This window comes from Flavobacterium sp. I-STPP5a (genome assembly GCF_009764685.1).
Taxonomy (GTDB): domain Bacteria; phylum Bacteroidota; class Bacteroidia; order Flavobacteriales; family Flavobacteriaceae; genus Flavobacterium.
Map to the genome: position 1 here is coordinate 1 of NZ_VHLM01000039.1, position 25,382 is coordinate 25,382.

General features: G+C 36.0%; 19 protein-coding genes. 14 read left to right on the forward strand and 5 right to left on the reverse strand.

Annotation, left to right across the window (positions count from 1 at the left end; translation table 11 throughout):
• Positions 1 to 121 precede the first annotated feature (121 nt).
• The gene (locus FJV36_RS07610; protein WP_158980976.1) at positions 122 to 754 is read right to left on the reverse strand and encodes an SLATT domain-containing protein; all 633 of its coding nucleotides are present in this window, start codon (positions 752 to 754) and stop codon (positions 122 to 124) included.
• A gap of 286 nt (positions 755 to 1,040) precedes the next feature.
• On the opposite strand from FJV36_RS07610, the gene trmD reads away from it, so the two are divergent.
• The 7 genes from trmD to FJV36_RS07645 all read left to right on the forward strand — a co-directional run bounded on the left by trmD (position 1,041) and on the right by FJV36_RS07645 (position 9,569).
• Positions 1,041 to 1,718 carry a tRNA (guanosine(37)-N1)-methyltransferase TrmD gene (gene trmD, locus FJV36_RS07615; RefSeq protein WP_086453888.1) on the forward strand — a complete coding sequence of 226 codons (678 nt, stop codon included), beginning with the start codon at positions 1,041 to 1,043 and terminating at the stop codon, positions 1,716 to 1,718.
• Positions 1,719 to 2,020: 302 nt separating this feature from the next.
• Entirely contained in the window at positions 2,021 to 2,389 is a 369-nt protein-coding gene (locus FJV36_RS07620) for a four helix bundle protein (protein WP_158728913.1), read from the forward strand.
• 267 nt (positions 2,390 to 2,656) lie between these two features.
• Entirely contained in the window at positions 2,657 to 3,007 is a 351-nt protein-coding gene (gene rplS / locus FJV36_RS07625) for a 50S ribosomal protein L19 (RefSeq protein ID WP_086453886.1), read from the forward strand.
• A 265-nt stretch (positions 3,008 to 3,272) separates the two neighbouring features.
• The gene (locus tag FJV36_RS07630; RefSeq protein WP_158728914.1) at positions 3,273 to 5,495 is read left to right on the forward strand and encodes an NADP-dependent isocitrate dehydrogenase; all 2,223 of its coding nucleotides are present in this window, start codon (positions 3,273 to 3,275) and stop codon (positions 5,493 to 5,495) included.
• Positions 5,496 to 5,640: 145 nt separating this feature from the next.
• Positions 5,641 to 8,022 carry a TonB-dependent receptor gene (locus tag FJV36_RS07635; RefSeq protein WP_158728915.1) on the forward strand — a complete coding sequence of 794 codons (2,382 nt, stop codon included), beginning with the start codon at positions 5,641 to 5,643 and terminating at the stop codon, positions 8,020 to 8,022.
• A gap of 29 nt (positions 8,023 to 8,051) precedes the next feature.
• Positions 8,052 to 8,873 (forward strand): DUF4249 domain-containing protein, encoded by an 822-nt coding sequence (locus FJV36_RS07640; protein ID WP_158728916.1) that lies wholly within the window; start codon positions 8,052 to 8,054, stop codon positions 8,871 to 8,873.
• Between the two features lie 33 nt (positions 8,874 to 8,906).
• A complete protein-coding gene (locus tag FJV36_RS07645; RefSeq protein WP_158728917.1) occupies positions 8,907 to 9,569 on the forward strand; it encodes a thiamine diphosphokinase in 663 nt (220 codons plus the stop codon).
• Here the strand turns inward: FJV36_RS07645 and FJV36_RS07650 are convergent.
• Positions 9,566 to 10,450 carry an alpha/beta fold hydrolase gene (locus FJV36_RS07650; protein WP_158980978.1) on the reverse strand — a complete coding sequence of 295 codons (885 nt, stop codon included), beginning with the start codon at positions 10,448 to 10,450 and terminating at the stop codon, positions 9,566 to 9,568. The genes FJV36_RS07645 and FJV36_RS07650 overlap by 4 nt on opposite strands.
• A gap of 141 nt (positions 10,451 to 10,591) precedes the next feature.
• Between FJV36_RS07650 and rlmF the strand changes: the two genes are divergently transcribed.
• Both rlmF and uvrB read left to right on the forward strand, forming a co-directional pair.
• Positions 10,592 to 11,536 (forward strand): 23S rRNA (adenine(1618)-N(6))-methyltransferase RlmF, encoded by a 945-nt coding sequence (gene rlmF, locus FJV36_RS07655; RefSeq protein ID WP_158728919.1) that lies wholly within the window; start codon positions 10,592 to 10,594, stop codon positions 11,534 to 11,536.
• A gap of 60 nt (positions 11,537 to 11,596) precedes the next feature.
• Entirely contained in the window at positions 11,597 to 13,588 is a 1,992-nt protein-coding gene (gene uvrB / locus FJV36_RS07660; RefSeq protein WP_158728920.1) for an excinuclease ABC subunit UvrB, read from the forward strand.
• On the opposite strand, the gene FJV36_RS07665 is transcribed toward uvrB, so the two are convergent.
• The gene (locus tag FJV36_RS07665; protein ID WP_158728921.1) at positions 13,585 to 13,986 is read right to left on the reverse strand and encodes an excinuclease ABC subunit B; all 402 of its coding nucleotides are present in this window, start codon (positions 13,984 to 13,986) and stop codon (positions 13,585 to 13,587) included. The two genes, uvrB and FJV36_RS07665, sit on opposite strands and share 4 nt — an antisense overlap.
• Before the next feature lie 132 nt (positions 13,987 to 14,118).
• Here FJV36_RS07665 and FJV36_RS07670 point away from each other — a divergent pair, with 132 nt between their 5' ends.
• The 3 genes from FJV36_RS07670 to FJV36_RS07680 all read left to right on the forward strand — a co-directional run bounded on the left by FJV36_RS07670 (position 14,119) and on the right by FJV36_RS07680 (position 15,844).
• Positions 14,119 to 14,586: a DUF1456 family protein gene (locus FJV36_RS07670; protein ID WP_086453877.1), complete on the forward strand. Its 468-nt coding sequence runs from the start codon at positions 14,119 to 14,121 to the stop codon at positions 14,584 to 14,586.
• A gap of 2 nt (positions 14,587 to 14,588) precedes the next feature.
• Complete coding sequence (locus tag FJV36_RS07675; RefSeq protein WP_199250895.1) at positions 14,589 to 15,245, forward strand: oxidoreductase; 657 nt, start codon at positions 14,589 to 14,591, stop codon at positions 15,243 to 15,245.
• Positions 15,246 to 15,322: 77 nt separating this feature from the next.
• The gene (locus FJV36_RS07680) at positions 15,323 to 15,844 is read left to right on the forward strand and encodes a hypothetical protein (RefSeq protein WP_158728922.1); all 522 of its coding nucleotides are present in this window, start codon (positions 15,323 to 15,325) and stop codon (positions 15,842 to 15,844) included.
• A 31-nt stretch (positions 15,845 to 15,875) separates the two neighbouring features.
• On the opposite strand, the gene FJV36_RS07685 is transcribed toward FJV36_RS07680, so the two are convergent.
• Entirely contained in the window at positions 15,876 to 17,444 is a 1,569-nt protein-coding gene (locus FJV36_RS07685; protein ID WP_199250896.1) for a YdiU family protein, read from the reverse strand.
• Positions 17,445 to 17,597: 153 nt separating this feature from the next.
• A complete protein-coding gene (gene sucC, locus FJV36_RS07690) occupies positions 17,598 to 18,791 on the reverse strand; it encodes an ADP-forming succinate--CoA ligase subunit beta (protein WP_086453873.1) in 1,194 nt (397 codons plus the stop codon).
• A 404-nt stretch (positions 18,792 to 19,195) separates the two neighbouring features.
• Between sucC and gltB the strand changes: the two genes are divergently transcribed.
• Both gltB and FJV36_RS07700 read left to right on the forward strand, forming a co-directional pair.
• Positions 19,196 to 23,722: a glutamate synthase large subunit gene (gene gltB, locus FJV36_RS07695; protein ID WP_158980980.1), complete on the forward strand. Its 4,527-nt coding sequence runs from the start codon at positions 19,196 to 19,198 to the stop codon at positions 23,720 to 23,722.
• Between the two features lie 2 nt (positions 23,723 to 23,724).
• Positions 23,725 to 25,179, forward strand: coding sequence for a glutamate synthase subunit beta (locus FJV36_RS07700; protein WP_158728925.1), 1,455 nt, complete (start codon positions 23,725 to 23,727; stop codon positions 25,177 to 25,179).
• The last annotated feature ends 203 nt before the right edge of the window (positions 25,180 to 25,382 follow it).

Here is a 25,382-nt window from a genome sequence, read left to right on the forward strand (position 1 = left end):
TATTTGAGAAAACAAAGTTATATTTGACATAGAAGAGGGCTTTTTTGTTGTGCAACTCAAAGTTAATTTGAGATACAAAAATTACCCTCTTTTTCTTTTCTTTTTTTAAATGTTTAGGACGCTATTGGTCTGGATAACTTAAACGAAATTTTTTATTATCGATTGGTTCGTGATTTTCGTATTTACGTAAGATTATTTGATATTTTTCTTGAAGTTTAAAACAAAATTGCATTTTTTCTTTTTCTGTTGCATCAGTTTCATAAGATTTGTAATTCTGTAATTCATTATAAACATCAGCAAGGTCAAGCGCACAATCGTGAAAATTTTTGGCTTTTACCAAATAATTTTGTGTGTTTTCAAAAACTGAGAAAATAAGTAGAAATATTGAAATTGCCGTTATAGCAAATGCAATTAAATTTGGATTGTATTCTTTTGGATTATATAAATTGTAAACTGATAAGAAACCGAATATGATTAAATAAGCTGATAAAAATGCTAGACCTAAATTCGAGTATTTAGCTGTTGTTTTATTTCTCGTGTCTGCATAAAATCTAGTTCCTTTAGTTGACCAAATTTTATGTTTTAGTTCTTCGAGAAAATCTTTATCTAAATGTTCCTTTCCTTTTTCTTTTACAAAAGTTGATCTACTTTCTTTGGTCATTTTTCGTTTTTTTTGTAATGTGTTACCTAACTTATATCTGATTCTAAGAATACCAGACCAATTAAACCACAATTGAGTGGCTTTGTCTAACATACGCCATACTAAATTTATTCCCAAATATATAAATAATTAGTTACAAATCACGAAACTATCTTTACATCAAAAGAATAATTTTCGAACTTGTACAAACGGAAACTATCTTGAAATACAGACGCCTTAGCCCAGATAGTCCCGAAACCCCGGGATGGCGTATAAGATTGTAACGTATAGCTGGATCAAGCTCCTAAAGAAAAGTTTAATGGTTGAAATGGGTATTTGATTATTAGAAAACCTTAGCAACTTTGTATCTTTGTTGCTTAGAACCTTTTTAAGAAAAATTATGCGCATTGATATTGTTACCGTTTTGCCTGAGTTGTTGAGAAGCCCGTTTGAAGCTTCGATTATGAAACGTGCTATTGATAAAGGATTGGTGGAAGTTCATTTTCATAACCTGCGCGATTACACGACTAACAAACAAAAAAGTGTTGACGATTATCCATATGGTGGCGGCGCTGGAATGGTGATGACCGTGCAACCTATTGATGCTTGCATTACGCACTTAAAAAGCGAACGTACCTACGACGAAGTGATTTACATGTCGCCCGATGGAGAAACACTCAACCAGAAAATGGCGAATACGATGTCCTTGTATGAAAACATTATTATTTTATGTGGCCACTACAAAGGCGTAGACCAGCGTGTGCGCGATCATTTTATTACCAAAGAAATTTCTATTGGGGATTATGTTTTATCGGGTGGTGAATTGGGAGCTTTAGTGTTATCCGATGCTTTAATCAGGTTGATTCCTGGGGTATTGAGTGATGAAACTTCGGCTTTGACTGATAGTTTTCAAGATGGGTTGTTGTCAGGACCTATTTACACACGACCTGCAGACTACAAAGGATGGAAAGTTCCAGAGGTTTTAACGAGTGGTAACTTTGCCAAAATTGACCAATGGCGCGAGGATATGGCCTATGAACATACTAAAAATAGAAGACCAGATTTGTTGGAGGATTAGGACAGTTTGCAGTCACAGTGGGCAGTCGCAGTTTTCGAGTTATTGGCAAAAATGGACAGTCTCCAGTCACAGTGGGTAGTCGCAGTCACAGTGGACAGTCGTTGTTGATTTTTTTTTAGTAATTTCACTACAAAATACGAACTGAAAACTGAAAACTGAGACTGAAAACTGAGACTGAAAACTGAGACTGAAAACTGAGACTGAAAACTGAGACTGAAAACTGAGACTGAAAACTGAGACTGAAAACTGAGACTGAAAACTGAGACTGAAAACTAAAAAAAGCAACCTAAATAAAGAAAATCATGGATTTCAAAGAATTAGCAGCATTTCAGAAATCGTTTTTGTTAGCAATGAATATCTTTAATTTATCAAAATCATTCCCAAAAGAAGAGAAATACGCTCTTACAGATCAAATGCGCCGCTCCTCGAGAAGTGTTTCAGCTAACATTGCCGAGGCCTATAGAAAAAGGCGATATCCCAATCATTTCATCAGTAAATTAACAGACAGCGATGCTGAAAACTCAGAGACAAGTGTATGGCTAGAATTTGCATTAAAGTGCGAGTATATAGACTTAGCAACGTTCACTGAATTAAATAACCAAACCATCGAAATTGGAAAGTTAATTAATTTCATGATCAATAATCCAAGTAAATTTGGTTGCAAAATTTAATTCACAGCAAATCATAGAAATTTTTGACTGAAAACTGAAAACTGACACTGTAAACCGAGACTTAGACTGAATACTTTAACTGAATACTGTGACTGATTACCGTGACTGAAAACTGCAAACTGAGACTAAAAACCAAGAACTTCTAAACTTTAAACAAGAAAAACTTTAAACTTTAAACATTTTTTTTTACTTTTGCACCCACATTAAGTTAACCTCTGGCGAGATCCGTGAATGTTGACCTAAATTAAACCATAATAAAATACAATCATGGCAGATTTAATGAAATTCGTTCAAGACGAGTTTGTAACAAGAAAAGATTTCCCAGTTTTTGCAGCTGGAGACACGATCACTGTTTTCTACGAAATTAGAGAGGGTGAAAAAACAAGAACTCAGTTCTTTAAAGGAGTTGTAATTCAAAGAAGAGGTTCAGCTAATACTGAAACTTTTACAATCCGTAAAATGTCTGGTGCAATTGGAGTAGAGCGTATTTTCCCAGTGAACTTACCTGCATTACAAAAAATTGAAATCAACAAAAAAGGTGCAGTTCGTAGAGCTAGAATTTTCTACTTCAGAGAACTTACTGGTAAAAAAGCTAAGATTAAAGACAAAAGAAGATAGTCAAATATCTCTTTATAATAAAAGTCCCAACATGTTTGGGACTTTTTTTTGTTTATAACTTCCTTATAAATTTAGAATTTAGTAGGATTGTAACCTGAAATATAACAATTTGCAAATAGTACGTTAGTAATCCTGAAATTCGAGTTTTTCTCTCACAAATCATCCCTCAATTACATCTGATTTTCATATATTTGTGCGTCTTATTTCAGGAAAAAATTCCTTGAATAAGCTACATTTAACGTGATTCGATTATAAAAATAAAAAAATGACACAGAAATCAAAAATTTTTTACACGCTTACTGATGAAGCGCCATTACTAGCCACTTATTCATTTTTACCTATTGTACAAGCATTTACAAGAACTTCTGACATTGAAATTGAAACTAGAGACATTTCATTAGCGGGTAGAATCTTATCTAACTTTCCGGAGTTTTTGACTGAAGATCAAAAAACAGCTGATTCCTTACTTGAACTTGGACAACTAGCCACTACTCCAGAAGCCAATATTATAAAATTACCAAACGTATCTGCATCTGTACCGCAATTGAAAGCAGCTATTGCTGAACTACAATCTCATGGATACCAATTACCAAACTTTCCTGAAGAGCCACAAAACGATGCAGAGACTGCCATCAAAGCAAAATACTCTAAAATATTAGGATCTGCTGTAAATCCTGTTTTACGCGAAGGAAATTCAGACAGAAGAGCACCAAAAGCGGTTAAGAATTATGCTAAAGCCAACCCACATTCAATGGGAGCTTGGACTGCCGACTCAAAAACGTACGTTGCCTCTATGGAAAATGGAGATTTTTACGGGAGTGAAAAGTCAGTTACTTTGACTGAAGCTACAGATGTAAAAATTGAATTAGTAGCCAAAGACGGAACTACAACTATATTAAAAGCAAGCACTCCGCTAAAAGCTGGTGAGATCATTGACAGCGCTGTATTGAACTTACAAGCACTAAAAACATTTGTAGCGAAGACTATTGCCGAAGCAAAACAATTAAACGTTTTACTATCGGTTCACTTGAAGGCTACGATGATGAAAGTTTCAGACCCAATCATTTTTGGCGCTATCGTAGAAGTATATTTTGCATCAGTATTCGAAAAATATGCTACTTTATTCCAAGAGTTAAACATTGACACCCGCAATGGTTTAGGCGATGTGTACGCAAAAATAGCGGGCAACCCAATGCAAGCCGAAGTTGAAGCCGCATTAAACGCAGCTATCGAAAATGGTCCTGCATTGGCAATGGTAAATTCTGATAAAGGAATTACAAACTTACACGTTCCATCTGACGTTATTGTTGACGCATCTATGCCAGCAATGATTCGTACTTCAGGTCAGATGTACAACAAAGAAGGCAAGCAACAAGATACAGTTGCCATGATACCAGACCGCAGTTATGCAGGTGTGTACACAGCAACTATTGATTTTTGTAAAAAACACGGCGCTTTTGACCCTACAACAATGGGAAGTGTACCAAACGTAGGATTGATGGCACAAAAAGCCGAAGAATACGGATCTCACGACAAGACTTTCCAAATTGCAACGGATGGTGTAGTTCGAGTAGTAGATACCAATGGAACTGTTTTAATGGAACAAACTGTTGAAACAAATGATATTTTTAGAATGTGTCAAGCCAAAGACGCTCCGATTCAAGACTGGGTAAAACTAGCTGTAAACAGAGCTCGTTTGTCTAATACTCCAGCGATTTTCTGGCTAGATAACAACAGAGCACACGATAGAGAATTGATCGTAAAAGTAAACCGCTATTTACAAGATTTTGACACTACTGGATTAGACATTCAGATTTTAAACCCTATCGAGGCTACTAACTTTACCTTAGAGCGCATCATAAAAGGACAAGATACGATCTCTGTAACAGGAAATGTATTACGTGATTACTTAACTGATTTATTCCCAATTTTAGAAGTAGGAACATCTGCAAAAATGCTATCTATTGTTCCTTTGATGAATGGTGGTGGATTGTTTGAAACTGGCGCAGGTGGATCAGCTCCTAAGCACGTTGAGCAATTTACAGAAGAAGGATACTTGCGTTGGGACTCTCTTGGAGAATTCCTAGCACTTGGAGCTTCTTTAGAACATTTAGGACAAACTTTACACAATAGTAAAGCAATTGTTCTTGCTGAAACATTAGATGTAGCTACTGAAAAATTCTTAGCAAATGACAAATCGCCTGCACGTAAAATAGGTGGAATTGACAATCGTGGATCACAGTTTTACTTGGCTATGTACTGGGCAGAAGCTCTTGCTGCTCAAGATAAAGAACCTTCATTAAAAGCGATTTTTACTCCTATTGCAACTGAGTTGTTAGCTAATGAAGCAAGCATTAATACTGAACTTATTGCAGCTCAAGGCCAACCTCAACATATCAATGGACATTATCAACCTAATCCAGAGTTGACAAGCAAAACCATGCGACCTAGTGCAACATTCAATGCCATTTTAGCAAAAATTGCATAAGTAGAATAACAATAGTGATACAAAAAAAAGAAGACAACTGTAAAAAGTTGTCTTTTTTTATCTTAGCAATACCTTAACATGTGTTAGATGCAAATTACCAAACTATTTGAGTAATTTGTACTTTCATTCTGATAAAAATAAAACAATGAACTCAAAAAAATACATTCTGTACTTTATAGTTGTACTATCGTCATTTTGCTCATTTGCTCAGGAAAAATTCACCCTTAGCGGAACTATAATCGATGCAAGCAGTAACGAGTCTTTAATAGGCGTTAATGTTGTTTTACCAAGTTTAAAAACAGGTGTTACTACTAATGAATATGGGTTTTTTTCAATCACAGTTCCTAAGGGAATTTACACCGTACAAGTAAGTTACTTGGGGTTTCAAACGCTTGAAGAATCTATTGATTTGAACCAAAATACGATTCGGAATTTCAAACTAGTGGGTAATGAAACCATTTTAAAGGAAGTAATTATCACCGACAATAAAACTAAAATTGACATCAAAAAACCAGAGATGAGCGTGAATAAACTCTCCATTTCTGCAATCAAAAAAATGCCCGTTGTAATGGGAGAAGTTGATGTTTTAAAATCTATTTTACTATTACCTGGCGTTACCAATGCTGGCGAAGGTGCCTCCGGATTTAATGTGCGAGGTGGTGGAGCTGATCAAAACTTAATTTTATTAGATGAAGCAACAATTTTCAATTCTTCACATGTTTTTGGATTTTTCTCTGTTTTTAATCCTGATGCTATCAAAGATTTAAAGTTGTATAAAGGTGGAATTCCAGCACGATATGGCGGAAGAGCTTCATCTGTTCTGGATATTTATCAAAAAGATGGTAACAGCAAAGAATTTCATGTAAACGGTGGAATTGGGTTAATATCCAGTAGAATTTTGGCTGAAGGACCACTAGTAAAAGACAAAGGATCTTTCTTGATAGGCGGTCGCAGCTCTTATGCACATTTGTTCTTGAAACTTTCTGAAGAGCAAAAAGACAACTCTGCTTATTTTTATGATTTAAATACAAAACTGAGCTATAAATTAAACCCGAATAACAGTTTATACTTGTCGGGGTATTTTGGTCGAGATGTTTTCAGTCTTAACGAAAGTTTTACCAATATTTACGGGAATGCTACTTTAAACCTAAGGTGGAATCACTTATTTTCAGAAAAATTATTTTCAAACTTATCACTAATCTACAGTGACTATTATTATGGTTTGGATTTGGATTTTGTAGGTTTCAAATGGGATTCTGGTATTAAAAACTACAACGTTAAATACGACTTTAAAAACTACATTTCAGATAAGTTCAAATTGAATTATGGACTGAACGCCATTTACTATGAATTCAATCCCGGCACCATAAAACCTAGCAATGAAAATTCTGGAATTAACTTTGACCAGCTGGATAAAAAATACGCTTTTGAACCAGCACTTTACTTAAATGCAGATCATGAAATATCTAATAAAATAGCGCTTTCTTATGGACTTCGTTACAGTATGTTTTATAGATTAGGGCAATCTACGGTAAATATTTATGAAAACAACAATCCAGTCCTTTTTGATCCTCAGTTGCAAATTTATGAAAAAGCTACACCCATAAGTTCTCAATTTTATGGTAAAAACAAGGTCATTAAGAACTATAATTATCTTGAACCACGCTTGTCAATTGCGTACCAAATTAATGAGGAACAATCTGTAAAAGCCAGTTACAACAGGATGGTACAGTATTTACAATTAATTTCTAACACCTCATCTCCTACTCCGCTAGACGTGTGGACACCGAGTGACAATTTTATCAAGCCTCAAATTGCAGATCAAGTTGCATTGGGCTATTTTAAAAATTTTAATGATGACATGTATTCTCTTGAGGTTGAAACCTATTACAAAGAGGTTCAAAACCGATTGGACTATATTGATGGTGCCGATTTAATTGCGAATAAAGCTATTGAGCAAATTATTTTAAATGGACAATTAAGATCCTACGGTTTGGAAATTATGTTGCGTAAAAATGAAGGCAAACTAAACGGGTGGATTTCGTATACACTATCAAAATCCGAGCAACAAACACCGGGAAGAACTCCGCTAGAAACAGGGATAAACAATGGTCAGTGGTACAACTCTGTATATGACAAGTTACATAATATTGCTGTTACCTCATCCTATAATTTAAATGACAAATGGTCTTTTGGTGCTAACTTTGCACTTCAAACAGGCCAACCAGTAACCTACCCAAGTGGGCAATACGAGTATTTGGGCATAGTTGTTCCTAGCTATGGATTGCGCAATGAAAATAGATTACCAGCCTACCACCACTTAGATCTAGCAGCTACCTTAACTCCTACAAAAAATAAAAATAGACAATGGAAAGGCGAATGGGTTTTTAGTATTTATAATGTATACAACCGTCGTAATGCTGCGTCAATCAATTTTAGACAAAACGCAGACACAGGCAATAATGAAGCCGTAAGAACCTCTATTTTTGGGATGGTTCCAGCAGTGAGTTACAACTTTAAATTTTAGTACTTAAAATATTTTTAAAATTTCAGATGATGAAAAAAGCAATCCTTCTCTTTATCCTAATTAGCGCTTGCATTACCACTGGTTGTGAAGATGTAATAAATGTTGACTTGAATAATGCTGCGCCAAAACTAGTTATAGAGGCCGCAATAAACTGGAAAAAAGGAACAAGTGGTACAGTACAAACCATTAAACTATCAACCACTACTGGTTTTTATGACACTAAAATTCCAAAAGTTTCAGGGGCTACCGTGACTATAAAAAATAGCACTAACACGATTTTTGTTTTTACTGAAACAGGAACACCTGGAGAATATGTTTGCACCAATTTTAACCCCGTTCTTAATGAGACTTACACGCTAAATATCATTAACAAAGGCGTTACCTATACTGCCACAGAAACATTAAAACCTGTTGCTTCAATTACCAAAATTGTTCAAAATGACAAAGGTGGCTTTACCGGAAACAATAAAGAAATTAAAACTTTTTACCAAGATCCTGCAGGAACTGCCAATTATTACCTCTACAAATACAGCTATTCTAATCAAGTAAAAGCAGATTATTATGTGGATCAAGATGAGTTTTTCAATGGCAATGAATTTTTTAGCATTTCTCAAAACGACGAACTTAAGAAAGGGGATCTCATTGAGGTAACGCATATCGGAATTTCAAAAGCCTATTACAATTATATGAGTGTTCTAGTAAGTATTGCTGGTAACAATGGAGGTGGGCCATTTCAAGCACCGCCAGCAACTGTCAGAGGAAATATCATCAACTCGTCCACACCAGAAAACTATCCGCTTGGGTATTTTTCATTAAGCGAGACGGAGGTAAGAAATTATACGGTTGAATAAGTATATTTGTACTCCAAACCAAAATTAGTAAACATGTCATCACATCATATCGTTCGGGACGATCAAGAACCTGCCTTAATAATTGCTAATGGCGCATCCTGTAATCCTGAACTTTTAGGTCAATTGCTGGAGTGGTCTCCTCTTGTAATTGTACTAGACTCTGCTATGGTGCGGGTTATGGAACTAGACATAAAAGTAGATGTACTCTTGGGTGATTTTGACCGTGGTTTTGATCCTGAAATCTATAAAACTTCTCAATATCCGCTCGAAATTGTTCATACACCTGACCAAAACAAAACAGACCTTGAGAAAGCTTTTGATTATTTAATTAATAGAAAAATACCTGCTGTAAATGTGGTTTGGGCAACAGGAAAAAGAGCCGACCATACGATTACGAACCTAACCAACATCCCAAAATACCGAAACCTACTGAAAATTGTGATTCTAGACGATCACTCTAAAGTATTTTTGTTGCCTAGAAAATTCGAAAAATGGTATACAGCACAAACTCCTATTTCATTAATCCCAATAGGACAAGTAACAGGAATTCACTCTGATAATTTATTTTATCCGCTTCAAAACGATACCTTAACTATAGGATATCGAACTGGCAGTAGTAACCACGTGGCTCAAGATGGATTAGTTACCATACTTCATGAAGAAGGTGATTTGCTACTTATGGAATGTCTGGATTAATTTTTAGTTTCTTCGTCTAAAATAACGCTTTTAACAATAGCATAATGACTCCATGGGATAAAATGATTGGCTTCGGGAATGGTTTTTACAGTCAATTTTTTAGCGTTTACAAACTTCTCTTTCATGTAATCCACATTGCTGTAAGGTACTAGAACATCCTTAGTGCCATGTACAATGGTCACTTCGCAATCAATTTTATAAAGTTGGTTTTCTAAGGTTACCAAGTCTTTTTTTAACCACCACAATTCATCGTTTGAGGGTCTCAACGCTCCTGGAATTAAATATCGCAACGGAATTGTCTTAATTACTGTTCGCCATTTTTCTGGTTTTTCAGCTTTTGGATCAAGAGATCCCGCTAAAACTACTATCCTTTTATACCACTCAGGATGATCAACCGCAAGTTGTGCAACAAGCGGACCGCCTAATGAATGCCCTACCAACGTAACTGGCTTTTTAAAATTTTGAGATTTGATAAATGTGGATATAAACTGTGATTGTGTTGCCAAATTTTGAGCATCCCCAAAATCACTGTACCCAAATCCAGGACGGTCAATAGCAATCATTCGGTATTTTTTTAGTAAATCTGGATCTACTAAATACTCTTTGAAAGCATTCCAACTCCCTGGCGAACCATGAACAAAAAATAATACTGGGTTTAAATCTGATCCAGTGGCTACATAATGCAACTTAAAACCACCGCTTTGAAAGGTCGTGTCTTGATACGTCGTTTGAGATTTTGAAAAAAATGAAGTCGTTTCTTTAGGAGTAAACCGCATAGTCATACAAGCTTGACACAAAAACAAGTAAAGTACTATTATTGAAATTACTAAATAACGCTTCTTGAAAACGAATCGAGCTGCTATAAAATTCATTTTTTTCATAAAAGTAGCCGTTTTTAAGCTTCAAAAAAAGTCTCAATTAAATTTTATGATTTCTTTTCCAGCTGTTTAATCACATTAACTTTACATTAGCAAACTACTTATGGTTATCTTTGCACCCAAAATAAGAACGAACGATTTAAAATGAGTACTGAAAAAACAAATTTACACCCAAGGAATCTGGACAGGACAGGGTATGATTTTAAAGAATTAATTACTACGTATCCATCCCTAAGTGAATTTGTTAAAACCAATGAACACGGAACTGAAACCATCGATTTTAGTGATCCTGAGGCGGTAAAAGCTTTAAACAAAGCGCTTTTGATGCAGCACTTTGATATTCAAAATTGGGATATTCCTAACAATTATTTGTGCCCGCCTATTCCTGGTAGAGCTGATTATATTCATTATTTAGCAGATTTATTAGCCTCTAGCAACAACGGAGTCATTCCTGAGGGCGAAACTGTTCAAGGGTTAGATATTGGTGTGGGTGCCAATTGCATCTATCCACTTATTGGTTGTTCTGTTTACGGCTGGAGTTTTGTAGGGACAGATATTGATACAAAAGCAATTCAAAACTGCAGTACTATCATCGAAAACAATCCGAAACTCATTGATTTAATTAGCTTGCAACAACAAACGGAATCACGTTTTATATTTAAAAATATTATAACGCCTGAGGATAAATTCACCTTTACAATTTGCAATCCTCCTTTTCACTCATCACAAGATGAGGCTACTAAAAGTACCTTAAGAAAAATAAACAATTTACAATCTAATAGCGGTACAAGTAAAACGACAAAGCCTGTTTTAAACTTTGGGGGTCACAATGCCGAATTATTTTGTGAAGGCGGAGAACTTGGGTTTGTCACCCAAATGATTTACGAAAGTGCAAAATATCCTCTGCAGTGTCTTTGGTTTACGACTTTAGTGTCCAAAAAAGAAAATCTTTCTAGTTTATACAAAACACTAAACAAAGTAAGCGCTGTCGAAATCAAAACTATTGATATGGCTCAAGGCCAAAAAACAAGCCGTATTTTAGCTTGGACTTTCTTGAGTTCAGCACAACAAAAAGCATGGAAGTTTTAAGTTTTTAAAAACATATTTTCTTGAATTGAGTCGTATCTTTGTGTGAAGTAATTCCAAGACATGAATTTTCAAGTAGTATCCGATTACCAGCCCAAAGGTGACCAACCTCAAGCTATTGCAAAATTAGCGCAAGGCATTGTAGATGGTGATCAATTCCAAACACTTTTAGGTGTTACCGGTTCTGGTAAAACTTTTACCGTAGCTAATGTTATTCAAGAAGTGCAACGCCCTACCCTGGTTTTGGCACACAACAAAACATTAGCGGCTCAGTTGTACTCGGAATTCAAACAATTTTTCCCGAACAATGCAGTAGAATATTTTGTTTCGTACTACGATTATTATCAGCCTGAAGCTTTCATGCCTGTTACTGGCGTTTTTATTGAAAAGGATTTATCCATCAATGAAGAGCTAGAAAAAATGCGAATGTCAACCACTGCTTCGTTGCTTTCAGGACGTAGAGATATTCTGGTTGTAGCATCCGTTTCGTGTTTGTATGGTATTGGTAACCCAATTGAATTTCAAAAAAACCTAATCCCAATAGAGAAAGGACAACTTATTTCTCGGACCAAATTATTACACCAACTTGTTCAAAGTTTGTATTCTAGAACCGAAGCTGATTTTAATCCTGGAAGTTTCAGGATAAAAGGTGATACCGTTGATGTTTATCCTAGCTACGCCGATGAAGCCTATAGAATTCATTTCTTTGGGGATGAAATTGAAGAAATAGAAAGCTTTGATACTAAAAATTCTCAAGTCCTTGAAAAATTTGATCGGCTAACGATTTATCCTGCTAATATGTTTGTGACTTCGCCAGATGTATTGCAAAATGCCATTTGGGAAATCCAACAAGACTTGGTAAAACAAGTTGATTATTTTAAAGAAATAGGCAAACATCTTGAAGCTAAAAGGCTGGAAGAACGAACCAATTTCGACTTAGAAATGATTCGGGAATTAGGATATTGTTCCGGTATCGAAAATTACTCTCGTTACTTAGATGGGCGTTTACCAGGTACAAGACCTTTTTGCTTGCTAGACTATTTCCCTAAAGATTACTTGATGGTCGTAGATGAAAGCCATGTAACACTCTCACAAGTAAGCGCAATGTATGGCGGTGATCGCAGCCGTAAAGAGAACTTGGTTGAATACGGATTTAGACTTCCTGCCGCAATGGACAATCGTCCTTTGAAATTTGAGGAATTCGAAGCCATGCAAAATCAAGTTATTTACGTTTCGGCAACACCTGCTGATTATGAGTTACAAAAAACAGATGGTGTTGTGGTAGAGCAAGTGATTCGCCCCACAGGACTGTTGGATCCTATTATTGAAATAAGACCTAGCTTGAACCAAATTGATGATTTAATCGAAGAAATTCAAGTTCGAGCCGAAATTGACGAGCGTGTTCTAGTCACTACTTTGACCAAAAGAATGGCCGAAGAACTGGCTAAATATTTAACTAAAGTTCATATCCGTTGTCGTTATATCCATTCAGAAGTGGATACTTTGGAACGAATTGAAATCATGCAAGACCTTAGGAAAGGAATTTTCGATGTTCTAATAGGTGTCAACTTACTTCGTGAAGGATTAGATTTACCCGAAGTTTCTCTTGTAGCAATCTTAGATGCTGACAAAGAAGGTTTTCTAAGAAGCCATCGATCGCTTACCCAAACAATTGGTCGTGCAGCGAGAAACCTAAATGGAAAAGCAATCATGTATGCCGATAAAATTACGGCTAGCATGCAAAAAACCATCGACGAAACTTCATACAGAAGAACCAAACAAATCAATTACAATACCCAACATAACGAGGTTCCAATGGCGTTGAACAAAAAAATAGAAAGCGCCTTTACTAAAAATCCTCTTGTAGATTATGAATTAGGTGCTACTTTAAACACTGCAGCAGAGCCAGAAAATCTTTATCTGTCTAAACCTGAACTGGAGAAACTCATTCGAGAGAAGAGAAAATCCATGGAAAAAGCGGCAAAAGAATTAGACTTTATGCAAGCCGCAAAACTTAGAGATGAGATTAAAGCCTTGCAAGGTCAATTGACCTAGTTATGCTGCTCCTGAAAAATGTTCAATAAAACCGCTCCATCAATTATAGCATTTGGCGATTCACTCATTAATTTTAAAATACGTTTCGTTGCAATAGGATTCAATCCCATGTCAATAGCTATTTGCTGGATAGACGCTAATTCTTTTTCATGTATCACACCATCACAATACATTAACAAAGCCAATCTATAAAATTGTTGAATTCTCAGAAACTCTGTTTTTATAGGCAATTGAGGAATTTCTTGATGAAATAAATCTTTGAAAACATCTTTTTCTATTCCTAAAGCTTGTGCTACTATTGACAGAAATTCATATTCTCGTTTGTGTAATTTTCCATCAACAGTTGAAAAAGCTATCATTTCAAGCAACAAACTGCGTCTTTCCTCAAATTCGTTCATAATCTATATTTTGTGCTAAAATATTATTTTATTTTAAATTATCAAGTAGAAATGCGATCGCAAACCAATTCTAAATTGAAAATTGTATTCTAAATGCTTTTAAAACGTACCTTTGTATAAAATTAGAATATGATGACAAATAACGATATCTTTAAAAAACTTCGCGTGGCACTTATGCTTCGTGACGACCAAATAGTTGAAATATTAGAATTAGTAGATTTTAGAATTACAAAATCGGAGTTGGGTGCTTTTTTTCGTGATGAAAAACATGAAAATTACATGGAATGTGGCGACCAAGTATTGCGTAATTTCTTGAACGGACTAGTGATTCACTTGCGTGGAACTAAGGAAAATCCAAAAAATCCAAATGATGTTTTAGCCAAACACAAAGCCCAAATTCCAGTGAAAGAAGGCGCCGGGGAAAGAACAGAATTCAAAGCTAAAGCTAAAGATTCTGAAAGAGCACGAGGTGACGAAGCTCCATCAAAAACAAAACCTGCCGCTAAAAAGCCTTTCAAAAAAACATTTGCTAAAGGGACTCCAAAAGTGCAAGTGGTGGAGAAAGTGAAATATAATTTCGGGAAAAATAAAAAATCATAATTGTGAAAACAGCCTTGATTATTGGCAGCACAGGTCTTATTGGATCTGAATTACTCCAAATACTTTTAAAAAGCCCTGAATACACAAGCGTTGTAACCTTTGTAAAAAGAGATACGGGAATACAAAACACCAAATTAACCCAACACGTCATTGACTTTGACAAACCCGAAAGCTATAAGGAATGGGTTGTAGGCGATGATTTCTTTTGTACCATTGGCACTACCATAAAAAAAGCTGATAGCCAAAAAGCATTTAAAAAAGTAGACTTTGAATATCCTAAACAATTTGCCCTTTTTTCGCAAGAGAATAAAGTGAAAAATTATTTATTGATCTCTTCACTGGATGCCAATGCCACGTCTTCAAATTTTTATTTAAAGACAAAAGGCGAAATTCAAGATTTTCTTAAAACTTGTAATTTTGAAAACGTTTCCATTCTGCAACCTTCCCTCCTATTGGGTGATCGAAATGAATTTAGATTTGCAGAAAAAGCTGGTGCATTTGTCATGAAATTAGTATCATTTGTATTCGTTGGAAAACTAAAAAAATACAAAGCCATACACGGAAATACAGTTGCAAAAGCACTTTATCGCATAGCGCAAAAAAATACAAAAGGTTTTCATATTTACGAATCGGATGTGATTCAAGAATTAGGAAATTAATACCTAACTAAATCCTGAATGAGAGTTCGGGATTTTTTGTATATTTGGTTTGTATCAATGAATTCACACCTTCAAATATGAAATGCCTCCTTACCTTCTCGATATTATTTTTTACAACATTATTTTTTGGCCAAAATATTAAAACAGAAGAACCAGCAGTGTTTATTGATTCTAACTTAATTGCAAGAAATGCAATTGAATATATCAACCCAAATGAAATTGAATCTGTGAATGTTGTCAAAAAGGACACCATAATAAATGCTGTTTTGTTTCGTGGTCAGATTTACTTTACTTCCAAAAACCCCAAGAAATACGACTTTCTAACTTTAGAAAAAATCAAAACTGAATTTACAAAAATTAAAAGTAACGACGTCATTTATATGGTAAATGGAGCATTTATAAAAGACAATATTGACACTTTCAAAATAGACCGCAACTATATTTTAGAAGTTGAAGTCACTAATTCAGAAGCATTTTACAATTTAAGGAAAAGCGACACGAAATTTGATATTATCAACATATTAGGAAAAACTAAAGAAAATTTAGATCATAAAAATAAGATTTTATTAAGAGGTCATGAAGCCATAGGAGTTAAATAGATTCTGCTTTCAATGCTTTTTAAATCCCATTTTACGAACTACAACTTAACATCGAACATCCCACTTTATCTCTAGCCCAATCCGGTCTTTTGGCAAACCATTTTTGGAAATTAGGTTGCTCATCATAAGGTTTTTGCAGCATTTCAAATAATTCATTTAGCAAACCGTAATCTCCTTTATCCGCATCATCAATACACAATTGCGCCATGTAATTTCGCAATACATACTTGGGATTTACTTTATCCATTTGTTCTTTTCTTTCTAAATCAGAAATAACCTCTTCATTAATTCGAATGCTGTACTTTTCAAACCAATCGTACCATTCACTCAAGATAGTTTCATCTAAATCCTTTTCATTGTAAAAAGCAGCTTTAACAGTATTGAAAGCATCTTTCGAAGTAGCTACTTTGGTAACATCGCTTAGATTCCTAAAGAAAATAGTCATATCGGTTTCTACTAGTTGAAGTAATTCAACCAAACTATGAATCAAGACAACATCCTCTTCTTTTTTGATTTGGAGACCCATCTTATTTTGCATCATTTTCAAATACTCCTTTTCGTAATTGGTACTGAATGCCTCAAGAATAGCTTCCAGCGGCTTAGCATCTTGAATTAAAGGATACAATGCATTTGCTAGTTGGTATAAATTCCACAATGCCATTTCGGGTTGATTACCATAACGGTATCTCTTGTGCTGCCTGTCTGTAGTATTGGGAGTCCATCCAGGATTAAAATCTTCTAACCAACCGTAAGGACCATAATCAATTGTAATCCCGTGAATAGACATATTATCCGTATTCATTACACCATGCACAAAACCAACGCGCTGCCAGTTAACAATCATATTGAGCGTGGTTTGAGTAACTTCTTGAAAAAAGGCTAAGTATTTTTCGATTCCTTCCTTTTGGATACGTGAAAAATGGTGTTTAATAGTATAATCGGCCAGTAATTTTAAATTTTCGTGATCTTCACGCGCGGCAAAAATTTCAAAACTTCCAAAACGAATAAAAGATGGAGCCACTCTTGCTACAATAGCGCCTTTCTCATAAGCAGGATTTCCATTGTACAAAACATCGCGTAAAACGGGATCTCCAGATAAAATTAACGAAAGCGAACGAGTTGTGGGAACTCCTAAATAATGCATGGCCTCGGCACATAAGTATTCTCTAATGGAAGAGCGCAAAACCGCAAATCCATCTGCATTTCTAGAATATGGTGTAGGCCCAGCACCTTTCAGTTGCAACGTATACGATTCATTGTTATGTAGAACTTCAGTTAAATTTATGGCACGCCCATCTCCTAGTTGTCCAGCCCAATTCCCAAACTGGTGACCTGCATAACACAAGGCATAAGGCTTAGTTTCAGGATAAATGGTAGTACCTGAAAACGTATTTAAAAATGCTGTTGATGCAATATCTTCTTCATTAAGTCCGATAGTATTGGCCACTTCAGCAGAAGAATGAATTAATTCAGGATTGCTTGGTTTTACTGGCGTTACATAGGAGAAGCAGGCTTGTTCAACTTGCCTTGGAGTATTTTCAAGGTCAAGATCAGCCGGTAATTCAGATGTGAAGTTATTTTTTATATGAAGTTTCATTATATCAAATTTAAAAAAACAAAGGTACTTGATCCGTGCGATACTGTTTTGTACTTTCCAATAATATTATGAGTTGTTTACTTTCCACTAATTATTTGGCACAAAAAAACCTGTTTACAAAAGCAAACAGGTTTCTAATATATAACAATTTTCTAATTAAGAAAGTGCCGCTTGTACTTGATCAGCTGCTTCTTGAAATTCAACAGCAGATAAAATTGGCATTCCTGAATTATCAATTAATTCTTTTGCAATAGCTGCATTGGTACCTTGTAAACGAACAATGATTGGTACTTTAATAGCATCACCCATATTTTTGTAAGCGTCAACAACTCCTTGTGCCACACGGTCACAACGAACAATTCCACCAAAAATATTAATCAAAATAGCTTTTACGTTTTGATCTTTTAAGATAATACGGAAAGCAGTTTCAACACGTTTTGCATCAGCAGTTCCACCTACGTCAAGGAAGTTTGCAGGCTCAAAACCAGCATACTTAATTAAATCCATAGTTGCCATTGCAAGACCTGCTCCGTTTACCATACATCCTACAGTTCCGTCAAGATCTACATAGTTCAAACCAACTTCTTTTGCTTCAACTTCGATTGGATTTTCCTCACGAACGTCACGCATGTCAGCATATGCTTTTTGTCTGTATAATGCATTGTCATCAATGTTAACTTTTGCATCAACAGCCATAATTTTATCATCAGATGTTTTTAAAACCGGGTTGATTTCAAACATTGAAGCATCAGATCCGATGTATGCATTGTATAAAGAATCGATGAATTTCACCATTTCTTTGAACGCATTTCCTGAAAGTCCTAAGTTAAAAGCAATTCTTCTTGCTTGAAAACCTTGTAAACCTACAGAAGGATCAATTTCTTCAGTAAAGATTAAATGTGGTGTGTGCTCAGCAACTTCTTCAATATCCATTCCACCTTCGGTAGAATACATAATCATGTTACGACCAGTAGCTCTATTTAATAAAACAGAAACATAAAACTCTGATGTTTCACTTTCTCCAGGATAGTAAACATCTTCAGCAACTAATATAGTACTTACTTTTTTTCCTTCAGCTGATGTTTGAGGTGTAATCAATTGCATCCCTATGATTTGACCTGCAATTTCTTCTACTTGTTGTAAATTTTTGGCAAGTTTTACTCCTCCACCTTTTCCACGTCCACCTGCATGAACTTGTGCTTTAATAACATGCCATCCTGTACCCGTTTCGGCAGTTAATTGTTTCGCAGCTTCAACAGCTTCAGCTGGACTATTTGCTACAATTCCGCGTTGAATGCGTACTCCGTAACTTGCTAGAATTTCTTTTCCTTGATATTCGTGTATGTTCATAATATAGAATTTGACTGGCTTCTGAATTTCTTCCAGAAATAAAGTGGCACAAAAATAGCAAAATTTAATGTAACTGTTATTTTTTTTAAATAAATTATTATTCAATTTTTCAACAGATATCTTAGCCCATATCACATCGGTACGTTTCTAAAAAATATAAATTTTTCAAACAATTTTGTTAGAATTTCATTTCAACATCCCAAATGAACGTTTTTAGACTGTTTTGGACCCTATTTTAAAAGCAAATCCTTTTACTTTTTATCAAAAAAACAAATCAGCTGGTTCAAAATATCAATATTGCGATTTATTTAATACTTTTCTATTACAACCGTAAAAAACACTCTGTTTTAACTAATATCCCGTTTATATTATAACAAATATTTAATTTTGCATAAAAAAAAAGAATGATAGTTAAAGAACAAGGACTTTATTTACCCGAATTTGAACACGATAATTGTGGAGCGGGATTCATTTGCAATCTGAACGGAATTAAGTCAAATGATATTATACACAAAGCGCTAGATATTCTCATAAAACTAGAGCATCGAGGCGCTGTAAGTTCTGATGGTAGAACTGGAGATGGAGCTGGTATCCTATTTGATATCCCGCATAATTTTTTTAAAAAAGTATGTGATTTCGAACTTCCAAATGTTAAAGAATATGCAGTTGGAATGGTTTTTATGCCAAAAAGTAATAATCAAGTTAATTTTTGTAAAACTACGTTTGAAAATGCTATTCATGATCAAAATCTAGAAATTTTAGGATGGAGAGAAGTTCCGGTCGACCCCTCAAATTTAGGCCGAATTGCTGGAGAAAAAGAACCTACCGTAAAGCAAGTCTTTGTAGGCAAAAAAGGTTTGGATTTGACAGAACAACAATTTAATGCCAAAATGTTTGCCGCCAGAAAAATGGCAGAACGTACAATTCGGAACTCAAGAATTTCGGAAAGTCACATGTTTTATTTTTCTAGTTTTTCTACTACTACTATTATCTACAAAGGGTTACTCATGCCAGAAGACATCAGTAGGTATTACACCGATTTATTGGATGATGATTTAGTAACTCGTTTAGCATTGGTTCACCAACGATTTTCGACCAATACTTTTCCGTCTTGGGAACTCGCTCAACCCTTTCGCTACATGTGTCACAATGGAGAAATCAATACGCTACGTGGCAACATAAGCCGCATGCGTGCCCGTGAGGAATTGATGAAAAGTGATGTTTTTGGCGAAGACATTAAAAAATTATTTCCAATTATCTTGGAAGGAAAATCAGATTCGGCATCGATGGACATGGTTATTGAATTGTTACTGATGACTGGACGTTCCTTGCCCGAAGCTATGATGATGGTGGTTCCTGAAGCTTGGGAAAAACACCAAACGATGTCAGACGATAAGAAAGCCTTTTACGAATACAACGCTTGTATTATGGAACCTTGGGATGGTCCAGCCTCTATTCCTTTTACAGATGGTAACGTTATTGGGGCGCTATTGGATAGAAATGGATTGCGTCCTTCTCGATACACTTTAACCAAAAGTGGTTTCGTAATTATGTCCTCTGAAATTGGAGTATTAGATATCAAACCAGAAGATGTAATTCAACACGGTCGATTAGAACCTGGGAAAATGTTTTTGGTTGACATGAACGAAGGTCGAATCATAGAAGATGACGAAATCAAAAATGCAATTGTCACCAAGCGCCCTTATAAACAATGGCTTGACGAAAATTTACTATCGCTATCTCAAATTCCCTACACTGATAATCTCATTCCGGTTGAAAATATTGATTTTGAAACCAGACAACGCCTCTTTGGATATACGATTGAAGATTTAAAAACCATCATCAACCCGATGGGTGCCGAAGGAGCCGAAGCGCTAAGTTCAATGGGAAATGATACTCCGCTTGCTGTTTTATCTGATCAGCCTCAATTGTTGTATAATTATTTCAAACAACTTTTTGCACAAGTAACTAACCCTCCATTAGATGGTATTCGCGAGGAAATCATTACGGATATTAGCTTGGCAATTGGTGGCGATTATAATATTTTTGACATTGTTCCCAAACATTGTAAAAAACTAAAAATCCAAAATCCTGTTATCTCCAACGAAGATTTGGACAAAATAAGAAACATCGATCATGCCGATTTCAAATCGGTTACCATATCAACGTTGTATGAAATCAAAAAAGGAGTAAACGGCTTAGAGCGCGCTCTTGAAAAAGCAGTGCAAGCCACCTACAAAGCAGTTACAGAAGGCTGCAATATTGTGATTTTATCAGACAGAGGTGTAAGCGAAAAAATGGCTCCTATTCCAATGTTATTGGCGTGTTCGTATATTCATCATTCGCTAAACATTCTCAAAGTTCGTTCAAAATTTGGGATTCTTATCGAATCGGCAGAACCACGCGAGCCTCATCATTTTGCGCTATTATTTGGTTACGGAGCAAGTGCCATAAACCCGTACATGGTCAACGAAATTATCCACAATCAAGTAAATGCAGGATTTATCACTGGTGTAAAAGCGGATTATGCCATCAAAAATTACAACAAAGCCATTGCAAAAGGGATTCTGAAAATCATGAATAAAATCGGAATTTCTACTTTGCATTCGTACAGAGCGGCACAAATTTTTGAAATCTTAGGACTAAACAAAACATTTACTTCTAAATATTTCCCTTACACGCCCTCTCGAATTGAAGGAATTGGCTTGATGGAAATTGAAAAAGAGGTTAAAAAAAGATACCAAAAAGCCTTTCCAAATTCCAAAGTCAGCAATTTACTTCCACTTGAAATTGGTGGTGTTTACAGATGGAGAAGATCAGGTGAAAAGCACATGTTTAATCCAACAACAATCTCTAAATTACAACAAGCAGTTCGCTTAAACAGTCCCGAAAGTTATAAGGAGTACTCTAAGATGGTCAATGATCAAAGTGAAAATTTGATGACCATAAGAGGTTTATTTGAATTCAACAACTTAGATCCTATCCCTTTGGATGAAGTGGAACCTTGGACTGAAATTGTAAAAAAATTCAAAACAGGTGCCATGTCTTACGGATCCATCAGCCAAGAAGCACATGAAAACCTGGCGATTGCCATGAACAGAATTGGTGGTAAAAGCAATTCAGGAGAAGGAGGAGAAGATCCAAAACGTTTTCAAAAAGACTTAAATGGAGACTCTAGAAATAGCGCTATCAAACAAGTTGCTTCTGGCCGTTTTGGAGTTTCAATCAACTATTTGACCAACGCTCGCGAAATTCAAATCAAAATGGCACAAGGAGCAAAACCAGGTGAAGGCGGCCAATTACCTGGTGAAAAAGTAGTGCCTTGGATTGCCGAAACTCGAAATTCAACACCATATGTTGGACTAATTTCACCACCACCTCACCATGATATTTATTCAATTGAAGATTTATCGCAGTTAATTTTTGACTTAAAAAATGCCAATCGAGAAGCTAGAATTAATGTTAAATTAGTTTCCGAAGTCGGTGTTGGAACGATAGCCGCTGGAGTTGCAAAGGCAAAAGCAGACGTGATTTTAATTTCAGGATACGACGGAGGAACTGGAGCTGCTCCATTGACCTCATTAACTCATACCGGAATTCCTTGGGAACTTGGACTTGCGGAAGCACAACAGACATTGATTTTGAACGATTTGAGAAGCCGTATCGTTTTAGAATGTGATGGCCAATTAAAAACGGGTCGCGATGTGGCTATTGCAGCCTTACTTGGAGCAGAGGAATTTGGTTTTGCAACAGCGCCATTAGTAGCTTCAGGTTGTATCATGATGCGAGCGTGTCACTTGAATACGTGTCCGGTTGGAATTGCAACACAAGATCCTGAATTGAGAAAAAATTTCAAAGGAACGCCAGAGCACATTATCAACTTCATGTATTTTATTGCCGAAGAATTGCGAGAAATCATGGCTCAATTAGGCTTTAGAACCTTGAAAGAAATGGTTGGACAATCACAAAAACTGAATGTAAACAAAGCCATCAAGCATTACAAAGCAAGTGGATTAGATTTGTCTTCCATCTTATACAAGCCTGAAAAAGCAAAAGAAGTTCCCAATCACAATACAACTACTCAAGATCATGCTTTGGAGCACGTTTTGGATTTTGATATTATTAAAGCGGCGATTCCATCAATTTACAGAAAAGAAAAAACAAGAGTCACTTTCGATATCAAAAACACCGATCGTTCTGTAGGAGCCATATTGAGTAACGAAATCTCAAAAATTTATGGCGCACAAGGATTACCTGAAGATACTATTTTAGTTGATTTTACAGGATCTGCTGGACAAAGTTTTGGGGCTTTTGCAACAAATGGTTTATCATTTAAAATTCATGGCAACTGCAATGATTATCTTGGCAAAGGACTTTCTGGCGGAAAACTAATCATTAAAGTTCCTCCTACGGCTACTTTCAAACCCGAAGAAAATATAATTATAGGTAACGTGGCGCTTTACGGGGCTATTACTGGCGAAGCCTATATTAATGGTATGGCGGGAGAACGTTTTTGTGTTCGAAATTCTGGAGCAACTGCCGTTGTAGAAGGAATTGGCGATCATGGCTGCGAGTACATGACAGGAGGAACTGTAGTAGTTTTAGGAAAAACAGGAAGGAATTTTGCAGCAGGAATGAGCGGCGGAATTGCGTATGTTTTTGATCCCAACAAAAAATTTGATGCACGAGTTTGCAACATGGAAATGGTTGGCTTGGAATCATTAGAAGAGGGCGACTTCACCAAACTACGTCGTTTGATTAAAAATCACTCGCTCTATACCAGCAGTCCTCTTGCCAAAAGAATTTTAGAAGATTGGGAAAATCAACAGCACCATTTTGTAAAAGTGATGCCTACGGACTACAAAAAAGCATTACAACGCTTGGCCGAGGAAAAACAAATTAAAGAAATCAAAGAACTTATAGCATCATAGTCATGGGAAAAATAGGAGGATTTAAAGAATATTCTAGAACTGACGAAAGTAATGTTGCAGCTCTAGAAAGAGTATCTAATTATAATGAATTTACAATTCCGTTGCCCAAAGATAAAATCAAAGAACAAGGCTCCAGATGTATGGATTGCGGCATTCCCTTTTGCCACAGCTCTTGTCCGTTAGGAAACTTAATTCCTGATTTTAACGATATGGTGCATCAGGAGGAATGGGAAAGTGCATTGAAAATATTACAATCTACAAATAACTTCCCTGAATTCACAGGAAGACTTTGCCCTGCTCCTTGCGAAAAATCATGTGTATTAGGAATAATTAGCGAGCCAGTTGCTATCGAAAATATTGAAAAAAATATTATCGAAAGAGGCTTTACCGAAGGTTGGATCAAACCACAACCTCCAGAGGTTAGAACCGGAAAAACAGTTGCTGTAATTGGCTCTGGACCTGCTGGTTTGGCAGCAGCACAACAATTAAACCGCGCTGGACATACCGTTACCGTCTTTGAAAGAGACAATGCCATTGGTGGATTATTGCGTTATGGAATTCCAAATTTTAAACTTGAAAAAGCAATAATCGACAGACGCGTAAAAGTTTTAGAAGCGGAGGGAATTACTTTTAAAACAAATGTCAATGTAGGGGTAAATTATGAAATTTCAGAACTCGATAACTTCGATTCAGTTGTATTATGCGGTGGTGCTACAGAGCGTCGCAGTTTACCTACCAAAGGAATTGAAAGCAAAGGTGTGGTGCAGGCAATGGACTTTTTAACACAGCAAACCAAAGCATTATACGGTGAATCAATTCAAAATCAAATCAAAGCAACTGATAAAAATGTTATTGTTATTGGTGGTGGAGATACCGGCTCAGACTGCGTAGGAACTTCAAACCGTCATGGTGCCAAATCAGTCACAAATTTTGAAATTTTACCAAAACCTCCGGTAAGCCGAAGCGAATCAACTCCATGGCCTTTTTGGCCCTTGCAATTAAAAACTTCTAGCTCTCATGAAGAAGGTTGTGACAGAAACTGGCTCATCAACACCAAAGAATTTATTGCTAATGAAAAAGGAGAACTGACGGCACTTAAAACGGTTGAAGTGGCATGGAAAATGACACCTGGTCAGCGACCTGAATTAATTGAAAAAGAAGGTTCCGAAAAAATCTGGCCTTGTGACTTGGCACTTTTAGCACTCGGTTTTACAGGCCCTGAAAAAACATTAAGCGAGCAGCTAGGTATCAAAATTGACACCCGTAACAACTATCAAGCTACCAATTACCAAACCAATATTCCGCATATATTTACTGCAGGCGACATGCGTAGAGGACAATCCTTAATTGTTTGGGCAATTTCTGAAGGTCGTGAAGCCGCAAGAGAAGTAGATAAATACTTGATGGGTTATACCAATTTACCAACCAAAGGAAATGGCGATTTGCCTAGCCTATAAATAGTTTTAAACAATCAAAAAATGACTGTCAATTCGTTTATCGGCAGTCATTTGATTTTTTAGGAGGTGCCCCTACCTCCACTATCGTTTCGGTAGCGTCGGGCTGTTCGCTTCAAGTCCTCGCCGCTTTCGTAAAAACTACAGCGTCTGTGGGCTATCCGCTTCCATCCCTCACCCAAATTGAAAATTCGCTTTTCAAAACC

Excerpts from the sequence above, each read along its gene's own strand:
- FJV36_RS07610 (WP_158980976.1), bottom strand. The coding sequence starts at position 754 with ATGTTAGACAAAGCCACTCAATTGTGGTTTAATTGGTCTGGTATTCTT.
- trmD (WP_086453888.1), top strand. The coding sequence starts at position 1,041 with ATGCGCATTGATATTGTTACCGTTTTGCCTGAGTTGTTGAGAAGCCCG.
- FJV36_RS07620 (WP_158728913.1), top strand. The coding sequence starts at position 2,021 with ATGGATTTCAAAGAATTAGCAGCATTTCAGAAATCGTTTTTGTTAGCA.
- rplS (WP_086453886.1), top strand. The coding sequence starts at position 2,657 with ATGGCAGATTTAATGAAATTCGTTCAAGACGAGTTTGTAACAAGAAAA.
- FJV36_RS07630 (WP_158728914.1), top strand. The coding sequence starts at position 3,273 with ATGACACAGAAATCAAAAATTTTTTACACGCTTACTGATGAAGCGCCA.
- FJV36_RS07635 (WP_158728915.1), top strand. The coding sequence starts at position 5,641 with ATGAACTCAAAAAAATACATTCTGTACTTTATAGTTGTACTATCGTCA.
- FJV36_RS07640 (WP_158728916.1), top strand. The coding sequence starts at position 8,052 with ATGAAAAAAGCAATCCTTCTCTTTATCCTAATTAGCGCTTGCATTACC.
- FJV36_RS07645 (WP_158728917.1), top strand. The coding sequence starts at position 8,907 with ATGTCATCACATCATATCGTTCGGGACGATCAAGAACCTGCCTTAATA.
- FJV36_RS07650 (WP_158980978.1), bottom strand. The coding sequence starts at position 10,450 with ATGAAAAAAATGAATTTTATAGCAGCTCGATTCGTTTTCAAGAAGCGT.
- rlmF (WP_158728919.1), top strand. The coding sequence starts at position 10,592 with ATGAGTACTGAAAAAACAAATTTACACCCAAGGAATCTGGACAGGACA.
- uvrB (WP_158728920.1), top strand. The coding sequence starts at position 11,597 with ATGAATTTTCAAGTAGTATCCGATTACCAGCCCAAAGGTGACCAACCT.
- FJV36_RS07665 (WP_158728921.1), bottom strand. The coding sequence starts at position 13,986 with ATGAACGAATTTGAGGAAAGACGCAGTTTGTTGCTTGAAATGATAGCT.
- FJV36_RS07670 (WP_086453877.1), top strand. The coding sequence starts at position 14,119 with ATGACAAATAACGATATCTTTAAAAAACTTCGCGTGGCACTTATGCTT.
- FJV36_RS07680 (WP_158728922.1), top strand. The coding sequence starts at position 15,323 with ATGAAATGCCTCCTTACCTTCTCGATATTATTTTTTACAACATTATTT.
- sucC (WP_086453873.1), bottom strand. The coding sequence starts at position 18,791 with ATGAACATACACGAATATCAAGGAAAAGAAATTCTAGCAAGTTACGGA.
- gltB (WP_158980980.1), top strand. The coding sequence starts at position 19,196 with ATGATAGTTAAAGAACAAGGACTTTATTTACCCGAATTTGAACACGAT.
- FJV36_RS07700 (WP_158728925.1), top strand. The coding sequence starts at position 23,725 with ATGGGAAAAATAGGAGGATTTAAAGAATATTCTAGAACTGACGAAAGT.